Here is a 12119-nt window from a genome sequence, read left to right on the forward strand (position 1 = left end):
GCAGGCGCGCCAGCAAATCCTTACCCCGGATCCTATTCGGCCATGCGGTAACGCAGCCGGCCTAGGAAGCGGGCGACGCTGAAATGCCGGTCGGGATCGGGCTTGAGCTGCGCCTTCAGTTTCTCGAACCGCATCACGTCGTCGATCCGGCGATCGAGGAACGCATAGGTGTCGGCAAAGCCTTCGCTGTCGTCGTCCATCCACGCCATCATCGTGGCGGCATAGAGCGTCGAAAGCGTGGTGCGCTTGGTATACCAGGCGATGTCGGTGCTCGTGTCGCCCGCGATGCGCCACATCGCGTCGGCCGCGCGCCAGCCCAGGGACGCGGCGCGCCTTGCGTTGGTCGGGCGGGTGAGAAGCTGGAGCGCGCGGCGCAGCGCGTCGGGATGAGCCGACCCTTGCGCGATGCGGAAACCGACGAGCGCGCGGATGCGGGCGCGGATCTTCATGCCGGCGATCCGATCGGCCGGATATTCGGCGGCCATCGCGCGGTCGACCGCGGCGAACCATGCGTCCATCATCTCGATCGCGCCACCCGGAAAGCAGAGTGCGGCGCGGTCGGCAGGGACGCCGAGTTCGGCCGCCGCCGCCGCGAGCGCGGCTTCGCTCCATCCGTCGAACACGGCATGGGTGGGCAGCCTTTCGGCCAGTGCCTCGCGCAGTTCGTCGAGGGTCATGTCGATAGGGGCGATCATGCGATCTCTTTAGACCGGCCCAGTCGACTTGACCACGGCCGGCTTGGCCACGGCTGGCGGTTCGCCGCGTCGGACGAGAATAAGCGCGATGCATATCGCCGCGGCGCCGATCCAGTCGAACGTCGCCAGCGTCTCGCCATAGAATTCCCAGCCGAGCGCGGTCGACACCACCGGCTGGATCAGCAGGCCCAGCGCAATGATCAACGGCGGCAGATGTCCGATCGCGTAGATCAGCAGCCCTTGGCCGATCACCTGGCTGCCGATCGCGAGCGCCAGCACCGGCCACCAGGCATCGGGGATCAGCTTCCCCTCCATCGCCAGCGCGGCGAACAGCATCGGCACGGCGCCGGCCAGGGTGGATATGAACAAGGCGGGCATCGGCTGCAGGATGCCGCGCGCGCGGCCCATCGCGATCAGATAGCCGGTATAGCTCAGCCCCGCGAAGATGCAGAACAGGTCGCCGACCAGATATTCGCGCGACAATTCGTAGGATCGGCCGAGCAGCAGGCCGACCCCGCCAAAGGCCAGCGTCATCGCGATTCCCTGCATCCGTGTCGGGAGCGCGCGCGCGACGATCATGCCGTAGATCGCGAAGGTGAAGGTCGTGATGTTGCCGAACAAAGTGGCGTTGGCGAGGCGGGTGCGCAGGATGCCGATATGCCAGCTGCCCAGATCGAGCGCGAAGAACAGCCCGCCGGTCAGCAGCATCAGCACCATGCCACGGCTCATGCGCGGGATCGGCTGGCGCATGACGCGGGTCAGGATAAAGAGGACGGGCACGGCGAGGCCCAAGCGCCAGAAGGCCGATGTCACCGGGCCGATGTCCGAATGCGCAGCCGCCAGGCGCACGCTCACCGGACCGAACGCCAAGCATATATTGCTGAGCACCATTGCGACGAAGGCGCGCGCGATCACAGCCGAACTATCGGCGGGATCAGCTAATCTTGTGCCCTTGGCCTCGTGCATCGGCCCTGAAACATCCTATCTTGCGCCGCAGCATGTAGGAGAATGTCCGTGCCCACGCTGTTCGATCCGATCCGTCTTGGCGCCATCGAAGCGCCCAACCGCATCTTCATGGCCCCTCTTACGCGCGCCCGCTCGACGCGCAATCACGTTCCGACCCCCGTGATGGCGGACTATTATCGTCAGCGTGCCTCGGCCGGGCTGATCATTTCCGAAGCGACCGGTATCAGCCGACAGGGCATGGGCTGGCCCAACGCGCCGGGCCTTTGGACAGACGAGCAGCTGGAAGCGTGGAAGCCGATCGTGAAGGCGGTCCACGACGCGGGCGGGCGGATCGTTTCGCAGCTCTGGCATATGGGTCGGATGGTCCATCCCAATTTCCTGGGCGGCGAACTGCCGGTCGCGGCCTCGGCGATCGCGGCGCCCGATCAGGCGCACACCTACGAAGGGCGGTTCGATTTCGTTGCGCCGCGCCCGCTGGAGATCGGCGAGATTCCCGGCATCATCGCCGACTATGTCCGGGCCGCGCAGAATGCGATCGCGATCGGGTTCGACGGCGTCCAGATCCACGGCGCCAACGGCTATCTGATCGACAGCTTCTTGCGCGATTCGGCGAACCAGCGCACCGATGAATATGGGGGGTCGATCGAGAATCGCATCCGCCTGATGCGCGAAGTGACGCAGGCCGTCGCCGACGCGGTGGGCAAGGAGCGGACCGGCATCCGCCTGTCGCCCAACGGCAATTCGCAGGGCACCGATGACAGCAATCCGCATCCGTTGTTCGAAGCGGCGGCGGCGGCCCTGTCCGACATCGGCATCGCCTTCCTCGAACTGCGCGAGCCCGGCCCCGACGGTACCTTTGGCAAGCCGAGCAGCGCGCCGGTCCACCCTGTCATCCGCAAGATGTTCAAGGGTCCGTTGATTCTCAATTCGGATTTCACGAGCGAGAGCGCGCAGGCGGCGCTCGATCGTGGCGACGCCGATGCGATCGCCTTCGGCCGGCCGTTCATCACCAGCCCCGATCTGCCGGTCCGCATTTCGCGCGGCCTGCCGTTCATCCCATCGGGGCCGGCGCAATGGTATGGCGAGGGTGCGGCCGGCTATTCGGACTGGCCGACGGTCGACGCGGCGTAATGAAGTCCTCCCCGGTACGGGAGAGGGACCATCCGGAGGATGGTGGAGGGGGCAAGAGGCTGTCGCGGAGCCTTCGGCCAACCCCCTCCGTCGCCTTCGGCGCCACCTCCCCATATCGGGGAGGATTTAGGCTTACGCCCCGAACCGCTCGCGCAGCTTGAGCATGGCGAGCGCGGCCTTGGCTGCCTCGCCGCCCTTGTCCTTCTCGGTCATCCGCGCGCGAGCGAGCGCCTGGGCCTCGTCCTCCACCGTCAGGATGCCGTTGCCGATCGCGATGCCATCCATCGTCAGCGCCATCAGCCCGCGCGCGCTTTCATTCGAGACCACCTCGAAATGATAGGTTTCGCCACGGATGACGACGCCCAGTGCGACGAAGCCGTCATAGCGCCCGCTCTCGGCCGCCATCGCGATCGCGCCGGGCACTTCGAGCGCGCCGGGGACGGTGATCGTCTCATGCTTGTGCCCGTCTTCCTCGATCGCGGCGCGCGCGCCCTCGAGCAGCAGGTCGTTGAGGTGGTCGTAGAAACGCGCCTCGACGATCAGGATCTTGGCCATCAGTTCACTCCGTCGAGCTTGGGGATCGGGCGTTCGCCGACGATCGACAGGCCGTAGCCGTCGAGCGCGACGAGGCTGTGGTGGGTGTTGGTGAGCAGGATCATGTCCTGCACGCCCAGTTCGGTCAGGATCTGCGCGCCCACGCCATAATCGCGGATCACGTCCTGCGCCGGCGGCGTATCGTCGCCGCCCTTGCTGAACGACTGGACCGCGCGGGTCAGCCAGCCTTCGCTGGGCGAGTTGACGACGACGATCACGCCGCTGCCATGCTCGGCGATCGCCTGCATCGATCGTTCGATCAGCGCGCCGCGCGATCCGGTTTCACCGAACAGATCGTAGAAGGATCCTGAGAAGTGCATGCGCACCAGCGTCGGCTCTTCGGGATCGATGCGGCCCTTGACCAACGCCACCTGCTCGCTGCCGGTCGCCTTGTTGTAGAAGGTGATCGCGGTCCACTCGCCGCCCCAGCGGCTGGTGAACTTACCCTCGGCCAGCTTCTGGACGAGGTGATCATGCTGGCGGCGATAGGCGATCAGATCGCGGATCGTGCCGATCTTCAGCCCGTGGATCTGCGCGAACTCGATCAGGTCGGGCATGCGCGCCATCGTCCCGTCGTCCTTCATGATCTCGCAGATCACGCCCGACGGATTGAGGCCGGCAAGCCGGGAGACGTCGCATGCGGCTTCGGTGTGGCCGGTGCGGACGAGGACACCGCCGTCGCGCGCGATCAGCGGGAAGACGTGGCCGGGGGTCACGATATGCTCCGGCCCCTTCGACGCATCGATCGCAACCGCGACGGTGCGCGCGCGATCGGCGGCCGAAATGCCGGTGGTCACGCCGTCGCGCGCCTCGATCGACACGGTGAAGGCGGTTTCGTGGCGGGTGCCGTTGTTGCGGCTCATCAGGTCGAGGCCGAGCTGTTCGACGCGGTCCTTGGTCAGCGTCAGGCAGATCAGCCCGCGGCCGTGCTTGGCCATGAAGTTGATCGCATCCGGGGTCGCCATCTGCGCGGGGATGACGAGATCGCCCTCATTCTCGCGATCCTCGTCGTCGACCAGGATGAACATGCGCCCGTTGCGCGCTTCGTTGATGATATCCTCGATCGGGGTCAGGCCCGGCCGCGACAGATAGGCTTCGAGCTTCTTGAGCGTGTCCGCCGTCGGATTCCAATCGGGCTCGTCGAGCGACCGCAGCGAATTGGGGTGGAGTCCGGCCGCGCGGGCAAGGCCGGAGCGGGAGACGTTGCCGTCCGAGACGGCGGCGCGGATGCGCTCGATCAGGGTGGTGCTCATAACCGCCGACTACACCCGCAATGTGATCCCCTCAAGAGAGAAATCACATTTTAATGTGATTTCTCAACTGTTCCATCCGGCCGAGATAGCGCGCGAGGATATCGATCTCCAGATTGACCTGATCGTGCACCTGCACGTCGCCCAACGTCGTGACGCTCGCCGTATGCGGGATGATGTTGAGCCCGATCAGGGTCGCGCCATCGGGCTGATCGGTCACGCTGTTGACCGTCAGCGAGATGCCGTCGATCGACACGGAGCCCTTGGCGGCGAGATAGCCGGCGAGCTCGGCGGGTATCGCGATGTCGATCCGGTGCGAATCGCCTTCCTCGCCGATCGCGGCGACCGTACCGATGCCGTCGACATGGCCGGTGACGATGTGCCCGCCCAGTTCGTCGCCGACGCGCAGCGATCGTTCGAGGTTGAGACGGGTTCCAGCGGTCCAGCGATTCGCCGCGGTGCACGACACGCTTTCGTGGCTGACGTCGACCGCGAACCAGCCCGGCCCTTTTTCGACGACGGTCATGCACGCGCCCGAACAGGCGATCGACGCGCCTATGTCGATCGATGCGGTGTCGAAACTCGTGTCGATGCGGACGTGCAGGTCGCCGCGCTGCTCGACCGCGGCGATCGTGCCGACATCGGTGATGATTCCGGTGAACATGGCCTTAGCTCCGCCGCCTCTCGTAGATTTCCAGCCGGTCGCCGCCCAGCGCGCGCATGTCAACCATCTGCCAGCGGCCATGCGCCTGCGAAAGATCGGTCAGGCCGATATCGCCCAGCGTCCGCGCCGCCCCGATCAGGACCGGCGCGCGATAGACGAGCATGCGATCGACCAGGTCGACGGCCAGGAAGGCGGCAGCGGCGCCTGCGCCGCCTTCGATCATCAGATGGTCGCCGGGCAGCGACGCGATCTGGTCGGGTGATGCAATGTGGAGCCAGCCCGCCGGCGTTGCTGCCGCGTTGCTGCTGATCAGGACGGGGCGGGGGCTGCGCGATTCGAGGCCGGCCACCCGCACGTCGAGCTTCGGCGCGTCGGCGGTGATGGTGCCGCGCCCGACGAGGATCAGTTCGTGGCGCGCGCGCTCGACATGGGCATGGGCGCGCGCCGCCGCGCCGGTTATCCAGCGACTGCGCCCGTCGTCCATCGCCAGCCCACCGTCGATCGAGAGGCCGAGCTTGAGCGTCACTTGCGGGCGCCCGGTCGCGATCCGCGTCAGGAAGCCCGCCATCGACGCGCGGCACGCGGCCGCCTCGATGTCCTCGGTCACCTCGATGCCGGCCGCGCGGAGCCGTTCGGCGCCCTTGCCGTTCGTGCGCGGATCGGGATCGCCCGCGCCGATCACGACGCGCGCCGGCTGCGCCGCCGACAGCAGGTCGGCGCAGGCCGGGCCGCGCGGCGAGGCGTGTGCACATGGTTCGAGCGTCGCATAGACGGTGGCCCCCGTGATATCGCCGCCGGCGTCGGCGATCGCCGACGCCTCGGCATGGGGGCGGCCGCCCGCCTGGGTCCAGCCACGCCCGATCACGCGGCCATCGCGCACGATGATGCAGCCGACATTGGGATTGGGTGCCGTCAGCCCGCGCGTGCGGCCGGCCAGCGCGATCGCGGCCGTCATCCAGCGCGAATCGTCAGGCCGGATACTCAATTCTTGGTGTCGATGCCGAGCCGGTCGGCCAACCGCTGATACTGCTTGCGTCGTTCCTCGCGCGCGGCGTCGAGCACCTTCTGATCGGCGATATTCTGCTTGCGGATCTCTTCGTCGGTCCGATCGGGCTTGTAATATTGTACGTAGATCATCCGCTTCTGCGGCTTGGCGAGCAGCGAGTCCTTGTAGAAACCGGCGATGATGATGCACGGCATCAGCATGGCCAGGATCGCGAACGGCACCTTATGCCGCTGATCGCCTGTCAGGAAAGCCTTGAAGTCGGCCAGGAATGCGCTCGGGCGCGAAGGACGGGGGATCGCCATAGGTCACCCAAGATAGGGCGATCCCCCGTCGAGCGCTAGGCTTGGCTTATTCGACCAGCTTGAAGCGCACCGTCAGTGTCCGCCAACTTTCGGTCGCGACGCCGTCGCGGGTGGCGGCGCGGAACCGCCAGTATCGCAACGCCTGCCGTTCGGTCGCGGTGAAGAAGGTGGGGTCGGTCGCATTGACCTGCACCACCTGCCGCACACGCCCGTCCGCGCCGATCAGGATGCGGACCGTCGCAAAACCCTCGGTCCCCGCGCGCGCCATCGCCGCGGGATAATCGGGCTGGAAGCGGCCGGCCGCGGCCGGATCCATCTTCGCTTCGACGAAGGCGGGTTCGGCGATCACGGGCTGGGTGGGGATCACCACGTCGGTCACGCCGCTCGACGGCGGATCGATCGGCTTGGTCAGGATGGCGGTCTGCGACAAAGGTGGCAGATCGATGATTGTCGGCATCGTCGCGCTGGGCATATCCCTTCCGGTGCGCGGTGGCGGCGGGATTTCCGGCGGTGTCGGGTCGGCGGGCGTTTCGTAGATCTGGGTGCGGACGATGTTCGGTGGGCCGATCACCTGGGTCTTGACCAGCGCCAGCGCGATGATCGCGGCGGCGTGGCCCGCGATAACGATCGCAAGGCCGGTCTTGCTGCCTTTGGTGCGGGTATCGAGAAAGCCTTCACTGTGCATGACGATCTCCTTCTCCTGGCGACCGCATGTCTCCGCGGTTCGCCGAAGGAAATGATACAGCGTCACTTATCCTATAGCGCGCCAAAATCTTTCGCCGTAACAATTGGCAACCTTCGCCACGTCGTCGGCGCATTTTCCCAACTCTTAGCGGTGAAATTCAAGTTGCCGTACAAGAATATCGGGAAAATCCCTATAAATCCGGGCTGGACGAAAACTGGCACGGCAAATGCAATCCCTTCGGCAACGGCCGCCACGGCGATCGGCAGATGAAGGAGACAGACGATGACCCCGACCAACGAGATGAGCGACGCGAAGCGCATCCTGATCGCGCTGGGCGGTGGCCTGCTGTTCAGCCTCGCCTGCCTGACCGCCGCGATCGGCCCCGCCAACGCTACTGCCTCGGTCCCGGCCGTCGCGAGCCGTGTGGCCCTGCTTTAATTTTTTCCGCGAAAGGGAATTGCCATGAACGCGTCTTCCAACCGTTTCCGCCTCAACAAGACCGACGGCAAGGTCATGGGTGTCTGCGCCGGCCTCGCCGATTTCACCGGCGTCGACGCGACGCTTATCCGCATCGTCACCGTCCTGCTCACGCTGCTCGGTGTGGGTTCGACGATCCTGCTCTACCTGCTGGTCGGCCTGATCGCTCCGGCCGTGCGCTACTGAAGCGTGGCGTCATCATCGTCGTTGCGGCGGAAGAAGCCGAGGAATTGCGCGAGCAACTCGGCCCTTTCGTCCAGCGACACCGCCTCCAGCAATGCCTGCTTGGCGGCGGGGTCGAAGGGGGCGATCTGCGCGATCGCGTTGACCAGCGTTTCGTCGTCGAGGCGGCTGACCGAGGTCCAGTCGATCGCGTAGCCCCGCGCATCGGCGAAGCGGCGCGCTTCCTGCTCGATCGAGGCGCGCACGATGCTCGCCAGCGGTTCGGGCTCCTTGGCATCGGCGAAGCCGCTGATATCGCCTTCGACCTGCCGAAACGGCGTCGTGACGTCCAGTTCGCGCAGCAGGCGAAAGCGGCTCACCCCTTCCAGGATGATGTCGAAACGACCGTCGTCGTGGCTCTTCACCTCGCGGATATGGCCGATGCAGCCGACGTCGAACAGGCGCGGCGGCTCGGCGGCGTCGCGCGGCTGGATCATCGCGATCCGCCGGTCACGCGCCAGCGCATCGGACACCATCGCACGGTATCGCGGCTCGAAGATGTGAAGCGGCAGCAGGCTGCGCGGAAACAGCAACGCCCCCCCAAGCGGGAAGATCGACAGCCGCTGTCCGGTCCGCGTCGCCATTGGCCGATCCTCAGGTGAACAGAATGGCCGACAGCCGCCGGCGCTGATCGCGGACCCAGGGATCCTCCAGCCCGACGACTTCGAGCAGCTTGAGCAGCCGCTGGCGCGCCGCATCCTCGTTCCACGTCCGGTCGCGCGCGATGATCTCGAGCAACTGGTCGGCGGCCCCGTCGCGGTCGTTCATGGCCATCAGGCCGCCTGCCAGTTCGTATCGCGCGTCATGGTCGTCGGGGTTCGCGACGACGCGCGCGCGCAGCGGATCGAGATCGTCGACCGGGGTCGCCTCGCGCGCCAGCGCGATCGCCGATTGGGCGCGCGCGATCGCGGGATCCTTGGCGATTTCGGGCGGCAGATCGGTCAGCAGTGCATCGGCTTCGTCGATCTGCCCTGCCGCCACAAGCGCGCGGGCATGGCCCGACAGAACCTGCGGATTGTCGGGCGCCATCTCCGCGATCTGGCTGAACACCGAAAGAGCGCGTTCGATATCGCCCGCGTCGAGCACCTCTTCGCCCATCGCGATCAGCGGGGCGATATCCTGCGCGAGCTGCCCCGCCGCGCTTTCGACCGGGATCTGGCGCAGGATCTGATCGAGCATCTGGGTCAGCTGACCCTCGGTGCGCGCATTGGTCAGGTCGGCGACCAGCTGCCCCTGGAACATCGCATAGACGGTGGGGATCGATTGGACGCGGAACTGCGCCGCGATCATCTTCTGCTCGTCGACGTTGATCTTGGCCAGGATCACGCCCTTGTCGGCATAATCGGCAGCAACCTTTTCGAGCAGCGGGGTCAGTTGCTTGCAGGGGCCGCACCATTCGGCCCAGAAATCGACGATCACGAGCGAAGTCATCGACGGTTCGACGATATCGCGCTTGAATGCCTCGATCGCCTCCTTGTCCGCCGCGCTCATACCCAGGGTCGCCACCTGCTCGTCTCCCGATCGTTCCACGTCACATGTGGGGCGCATATCCGCCATGCCAAGGGCGGTTGCAACCTTGCGCATTTTTCCTGTCGAATCAGCTTGCGCACCTGAAAGGCCCACGCTAAACGCCGCGCCTCACACAGCGGGTTCGCCCGCTTGTAAGCGCCAGAGCGGGCGTAGCTCAGGGGTAGAGCACAACCTTGCCAAGGTTGGGGTCGAGGGTTCGAATCCCTTCGCCCGCTCCAGGTTCGCGGTCAGCCGCGACACCGTCATGATGACGGGATCACGAATCGACGGGAACTCCGGATACGGCCGCGCGCTTCGTGGTGCATGCGTTCCAAGAATTTTATGGACCTCGCGTTCAGCGGATGGTCGCTCGGTCTCGAGGCATCGTCGGTAATCGCCATGCGGCTTACGCGACTGGCTGCATTTGACGCCGCCGCTTTCGTCGAGGCGCGGCTGATGGTGGTCGAAAAGATCGAGGCCGCGGCGCAATTGCAGGGCAAGGCGCTGACCGGTGGCCTTGGCGTCACGCCCGTCAGCGTAGCCCACGGCTCACTCGCCCACTATCGCGCCGGCGTGGCCAAGAACCGCCGCCGACTCAAACGTGCCAAGCGTTGATCAATCCCACAGATGTGCGCGATAGCGACCAAAGCAGCGCGCGCCGCAGCGTAGGCGGATCAGAGCGCCCTCGGCGATAGCATGCGCGCGGGCCGGATCTTCGGCGACGAGTGGACGGAGCGCTTCGCGATTCCAATCGGCGCTATGCTTGACGTCGAGCACCGCGTGCAGATCGAAATAGCGGCGTTCGCGTTCGCTCAGGCCGATGCGGCGTAGCCCCTTGGCCACATGTGCCGAGCGCCCGGGGGCGGTCAGTTCGATCACGCCGAGCGCGCCGACCGAGTGCCATGCATAACGTCGGCTGGTCGCCATCGCGGTCATCGCATTGGCAAGCGACAGGCTTTCCCACACCGTCGTCTCGATTGCGGGATCGACGTCCAGCGTATCGACAAGGACGTTCAGCATGGGGCCGTGCATGCCTTTGGCATTTCCGCGCCCCATCTCGTCCCAATAGTTGCGCGCCAGCTCGAGTTTGGGTGCGGCGGGCAGCTTGACCTGCGTATAGGCGACAAGGTCGTCGAACCCGGCCTCGCCGGCCGCCTCCTGTTCGAAAAACCAACGAAGCTCGTCGCGAGTCGCCTCTTTCTCCAGCCATGGGAACAGAGGATCGCCCTGGCCGGGGCCTACCACGGCCAGATGCTCGAACCACGCGACAAAGCCGTCCGGGTCGGTCGGCGCACGCGATGCCTCGTCGATCACTTCGGCGCGCAACTCCTCGAGAAAACCGCCTTCGAGCCGCTGCATCCGCATGTCGCGATCGAGCAGACGTTGCCAGTCATCGGTGGGGAGTTGTGGCGCCAAACGCTCTCGATTCCAGTGGCTAAGTCCGCGTTGAAAGCTGTCCGTAAGGAACTGCGATCGCTCCGCCGACTGATCCAGATTAATCCGCGTTGCCATTTTATTCTCTCAATTCATAGATTTAGCAGAATAACGGACGGCAACCGCTTCGAGTTCCTAACCTTTACCGTCGCGACCCAGATCTTGACCCTTGTGATCACCAAAACCATTGGCGCGCATCTTGGCATTGTCTGGCGCCTGGTCATCGGCGGCGCGCTCGGGATTGGCGGGGTCGCCAGGCCGGGGCGCCGACCCGCCCTTCGCTGCCCCGCCAGGCCGGCCGCCAGCATTGGCGATACGGTCGGCATCCGTTTTCGCGATCTCGCCCGTCACGACATGTCCGTCTTCCATCGCAACCTCCTCAAGCGAGCTTGAAAGCTTCCTTGTTGGCCGCGGCGGTCAGCCGCGCATTGCCAGCGTCGCCCAGCGCGGCGTGCAGTTTCGGGAAGATCGCATCCTCCTCCTCGCGCACATGTGCCTCGATATCGGCGCGAAACGCGCTGACCTTCGCAAGGAAGCCGGCCGCGTCCTTCGCCATCGCATCGAGTTCGTACAGATGCTGCTTCACATAGCCGTGATCGTGGTTGAGTTTGTCCGCATCGGCCTTGTCGCCCCATTCGCGCAGCGCGGGGTAGAGGCTGTTTTCTTCCATGAAGGCGTGCTTGCCCAGCGCATGGGTCAATTGGGCGAGAAGCGTCGCGCGCTTGCCGGTCTCGCGATCGCTGGTCTTTTCCAGCGCGTCGAACAATGCGAGGGCCATCTTGTGATCGGCCTTCACGCCGTCCAGCCAGTCGCCCGCAAGTGCGGTCGGTGCCTGCACCATCACCTTGCGGCCGAAATTGGCCGCGAGTCCCGCGACCAGCCCCACGGCCGCTGCGCCGACCAGACCGGCGGTGCGTCCCGATGCTGCGCGTTTGGTGTCGCGGGTGATGTCGGCCGCGGCGCGACGGGAGCGTGTAGCGGCGCGGCGCACGCGCTTGGCACCCGCGTCGACCACTTTTTCGACCGGAGCGATCGTCTCCGCGATCGGCGCGGTGATGCTGGCGACTTTCGCGGTGGCGGTCGCGGGCTTGGCGCGCGGCGTTCTGGGTTTGCGGGCGGACGTGTTGCTGGTCATGGGAGCCTCCTGGAAATCGGGGGCTGAACCCTTGCCTTCCGGCGCTGTT

The 12119-nt window shown here is 65.8% G+C and carries 17 protein-coding genes and 1 tRNA gene; 5 read left to right on the top strand and 13 right to left on the bottom strand.

Translation table 11 applies throughout. The features are described from left to right. Positions 1 to 32 precede the first annotated feature (32 nt). Positions 33 to 695 (bottom strand): COQ9 family protein, encoded by a 663-nt coding sequence (locus tag FYJ91_RS05920; RefSeq protein ID WP_149521386.1) that lies wholly within the window; start codon positions 693 to 695, stop codon positions 33 to 35. 9 nt (positions 696 to 704) lie between these two features. After that, positions 705 to 1661 carry a DMT family transporter gene (locus tag FYJ91_RS05925; protein WP_149521387.1) on the bottom strand — a complete coding sequence of 319 codons (957 nt, stop codon included), beginning with the start codon at positions 1659 to 1661 and terminating at the stop codon, positions 705 to 707. A 48-nt stretch (positions 1662 to 1709) separates the two neighbouring features. Between FYJ91_RS05925 and FYJ91_RS05930 the strand changes: the two genes are divergently transcribed. Continuing rightward, on the top strand, positions 1710 to 2792 hold the full coding sequence (locus tag FYJ91_RS05930) for an alkene reductase (protein WP_149521388.1): 1083 nt from the start codon (positions 1710 to 1712) through the stop codon (positions 2790 to 2792). 132 nt (positions 2793 to 2924) lie between these two features. Here the strand turns inward: FYJ91_RS05930 and ribH are convergent, their stop codons facing one another. Genes ribH through FYJ91_RS05960 form a run of 6 tightly spaced genes read right to left on the bottom strand, consistent with a single transcriptional unit; the run spans position 2925 to position 7293 of the window. Continuing rightward, complete coding sequence (ribH, locus tag FYJ91_RS05935; protein WP_149521389.1) at positions 2925 to 3347, bottom strand: 6,7-dimethyl-8-ribityllumazine synthase; 423 nt, start codon at positions 3345 to 3347, stop codon at positions 2925 to 2927. Further along, positions 3347 to 4639 (bottom strand): 3,4-dihydroxy-2-butanone-4-phosphate synthase, encoded by a 1293-nt coding sequence (gene ribB / locus FYJ91_RS05940; protein ID WP_149521390.1) that lies wholly within the window; start codon positions 4637 to 4639, stop codon positions 3347 to 3349. The genes ribH and ribB overlap by 1 nt, the downstream gene beginning before the upstream one ends. 43 nt (positions 4640 to 4682) lie before the next feature. Next, positions 4683 to 5300, bottom strand: a complete 618-nt coding sequence (locus FYJ91_RS05945; RefSeq protein WP_149521391.1) for a riboflavin synthase — start codon at positions 5298 to 5300, stop codon at positions 4683 to 4685. A gap of 4 nt (positions 5301 to 5304) precedes the next feature. Continuing rightward, positions 5305 to 6255: a bifunctional diaminohydroxyphosphoribosylaminopyrimidine deaminase/5-amino-6-(5-phosphoribosylamino)uracil reductase RibD gene (gene ribD, locus FYJ91_RS05950; RefSeq protein ID WP_149521392.1), complete on the bottom strand. Its 951-nt coding sequence runs from the start codon at positions 6253 to 6255 to the stop codon at positions 5305 to 5307. A gap of 26 nt (positions 6256 to 6281) precedes the next feature. Then, the gene (locus FYJ91_RS05955) at positions 6282 to 6608 is read right to left on the bottom strand and encodes a hypothetical protein (RefSeq protein ID WP_149521393.1); all 327 of its coding nucleotides are present in this window, start codon (positions 6606 to 6608) and stop codon (positions 6282 to 6284) included. 46 nt (positions 6609 to 6654) lie between these two features. After that, on the bottom strand, positions 6655 to 7293 hold the full coding sequence (locus FYJ91_RS05960; RefSeq protein ID WP_149521394.1) for an energy transducer TonB: 639 nt from the start codon (positions 7291 to 7293) through the stop codon (positions 6655 to 6657). Between the two features lie 282 nt (positions 7294 to 7575). On the opposite strand from FYJ91_RS05960, the gene FYJ91_RS20525 reads away from it, so the two are divergent. Both FYJ91_RS20525 and FYJ91_RS05965 read left to right on the top strand, forming a co-directional pair. Continuing rightward, the gene (locus tag FYJ91_RS20525; protein WP_181008378.1) at positions 7576 to 7731 is read left to right on the top strand and encodes a hypothetical protein; all 156 of its coding nucleotides are present in this window, start codon (positions 7576 to 7578) and stop codon (positions 7729 to 7731) included. A 24-nt stretch (positions 7732 to 7755) separates the two neighbouring features. Then, positions 7756 to 7956, top strand: coding sequence for a PspC domain-containing protein (locus tag FYJ91_RS05965; protein ID WP_149521395.1), 201 nt, complete (start codon positions 7756 to 7758; stop codon positions 7954 to 7956). Here the strand turns inward: FYJ91_RS05965 and FYJ91_RS05970 are convergent. Both FYJ91_RS05970 and FYJ91_RS05975 read right to left on the bottom strand, forming a co-directional pair. Continuing rightward, positions 7950 to 8576 (bottom strand): LON peptidase substrate-binding domain-containing protein, encoded by a 627-nt coding sequence (locus tag FYJ91_RS05970; protein ID WP_149521396.1) that lies wholly within the window; start codon positions 8574 to 8576, stop codon positions 7950 to 7952. The genes FYJ91_RS05965 and FYJ91_RS05970 overlap by 7 nt on opposite strands. A gap of 10 nt (positions 8577 to 8586) precedes the next feature. Beyond that, positions 8587 to 9498 (bottom strand): tetratricopeptide repeat protein, encoded by a 912-nt coding sequence (locus tag FYJ91_RS05975; RefSeq protein ID WP_246152485.1) that lies wholly within the window; start codon positions 9496 to 9498, stop codon positions 8587 to 8589. A gap of 167 nt (positions 9499 to 9665) precedes the next feature. Here FYJ91_RS05975 and FYJ91_RS05980 point away from each other — a divergent pair. Further along, positions 9666 to 9740: transfer RNA gene (locus tag FYJ91_RS05980), tRNA-Gly, on the top strand. A 103-nt stretch (positions 9741 to 9843) separates the two neighbouring features. Next, positions 9844 to 10116, top strand: coding sequence for a hypothetical protein (locus FYJ91_RS05985; RefSeq protein ID WP_246152487.1), 273 nt, complete (start codon positions 9844 to 9846; stop codon positions 10114 to 10116). Here FYJ91_RS05985 and FYJ91_RS05990 read toward each other — a convergent pair whose 3' ends face one another. The 3 genes from FYJ91_RS05990 to FYJ91_RS06000 are packed head-to-tail and all read right to left on the bottom strand — an operon-like array spanning position 10117 to position 12070. Continuing rightward, positions 10117 to 11013 carry an iron-containing redox enzyme family protein gene (locus FYJ91_RS05990; RefSeq protein ID WP_149521398.1) on the bottom strand — a complete coding sequence of 299 codons (897 nt, stop codon included), beginning with the start codon at positions 11011 to 11013 and terminating at the stop codon, positions 10117 to 10119. A 57-nt stretch (positions 11014 to 11070) separates the two neighbouring features. Beyond that, positions 11071 to 11304 (bottom strand): hypothetical protein, encoded by a 234-nt coding sequence (locus FYJ91_RS05995; protein ID WP_149521399.1) that lies wholly within the window; start codon positions 11302 to 11304, stop codon positions 11071 to 11073. Positions 11305 to 11314: 10 nt separating this feature from the next. Then, positions 11315 to 12070 (bottom strand): hemerythrin domain-containing protein, encoded by a 756-nt coding sequence (locus FYJ91_RS06000; protein ID WP_149521400.1) that lies wholly within the window; start codon positions 12068 to 12070, stop codon positions 11315 to 11317. Between the last annotated feature and the right edge of the window lie 49 nt (positions 12071 to 12119).

Origin of the sequence: Sphingomonas montanisoli (genome assembly GCF_008274695.1) — a bacterium.
Classification (GTDB): domain Bacteria; phylum Pseudomonadota; class Alphaproteobacteria; order Sphingomonadales; family Sphingomonadaceae; genus Rhizorhabdus; species Rhizorhabdus montanisoli.

What these genes read in the sequence shown, in the direction of transcription:
- FYJ91_RS05920 (WP_149521386.1), bottom strand. Translation starts at nt 695, where the DNA reads ATGATCGCCCCTATCGACATGACCCTCGACGAACTGCGCGAGGCACTG.
- FYJ91_RS05925 (WP_149521387.1), bottom strand. Translation starts at nt 1,661, where the DNA reads ATGCACGAGGCCAAGGGCACAAGATTAGCTGATCCCGCCGATAGTTCG.
- ribH (WP_149521389.1), bottom strand. Translation starts at nt 3,347, where the DNA reads ATGGCCAAGATCCTGATCGTCGAGGCGCGTTTCTACGACCACCTCAAC.
- ribB (WP_149521390.1), bottom strand. Translation starts at nt 4,639, where the DNA reads ATGAGCACCACCCTGATCGAGCGCATCCGCGCCGCCGTCTCGGACGGC.
- FYJ91_RS05945 (WP_149521391.1), bottom strand. Translation starts at nt 5,300, where the DNA reads ATGTTCACCGGAATCATCACCGATGTCGGCACGATCGCCGCGGTCGAG.
- ribD (WP_149521392.1), bottom strand. Translation starts at nt 6,255, where the DNA reads ATGACGGCCGCGATCGCGCTGGCCGGCCGCACGCGCGGGCTGACGGCA.
- FYJ91_RS05955 (WP_149521393.1), bottom strand. Translation starts at nt 6,608, where the DNA reads ATGGCGATCCCCCGTCCTTCGCGCCCGAGCGCATTCCTGGCCGACTTC.
- FYJ91_RS05960 (WP_149521394.1), bottom strand. Translation starts at nt 7,293, where the DNA reads ATGCACAGTGAAGGCTTTCTCGATACCCGCACCAAAGGCAGCAAGACC.
- FYJ91_RS20525 (WP_181008378.1), top strand. Translation starts at nt 7,576, where the DNA reads ATGACCCCGACCAACGAGATGAGCGACGCGAAGCGCATCCTGATCGCG.
- FYJ91_RS05965 (WP_149521395.1), top strand. Translation starts at nt 7,756, where the DNA reads ATGAACGCGTCTTCCAACCGTTTCCGCCTCAACAAGACCGACGGCAAG.
- FYJ91_RS05970 (WP_149521396.1), bottom strand. Translation starts at nt 8,576, where the DNA reads ATGGCGACGCGGACCGGACAGCGGCTGTCGATCTTCCCGCTTGGGGGG.
- FYJ91_RS05985 (WP_246152487.1), top strand. Translation starts at nt 9,844, where the DNA reads ATGGACCTCGCGTTCAGCGGATGGTCGCTCGGTCTCGAGGCATCGTCG.
- FYJ91_RS05990 (WP_149521398.1), bottom strand. Translation starts at nt 11,013, where the DNA reads ATGGCAACGCGGATTAATCTGGATCAGTCGGCGGAGCGATCGCAGTTC.
- FYJ91_RS05995 (WP_149521399.1), bottom strand. Translation starts at nt 11,304, where the DNA reads ATGGAAGACGGACATGTCGTGACGGGCGAGATCGCGAAAACGGATGCC.
- FYJ91_RS06000 (WP_149521400.1), bottom strand. Translation starts at nt 12,070, where the DNA reads ATGACCAGCAACACGTCCGCCCGCAAACCCAGAACGCCGCGCGCCAAG.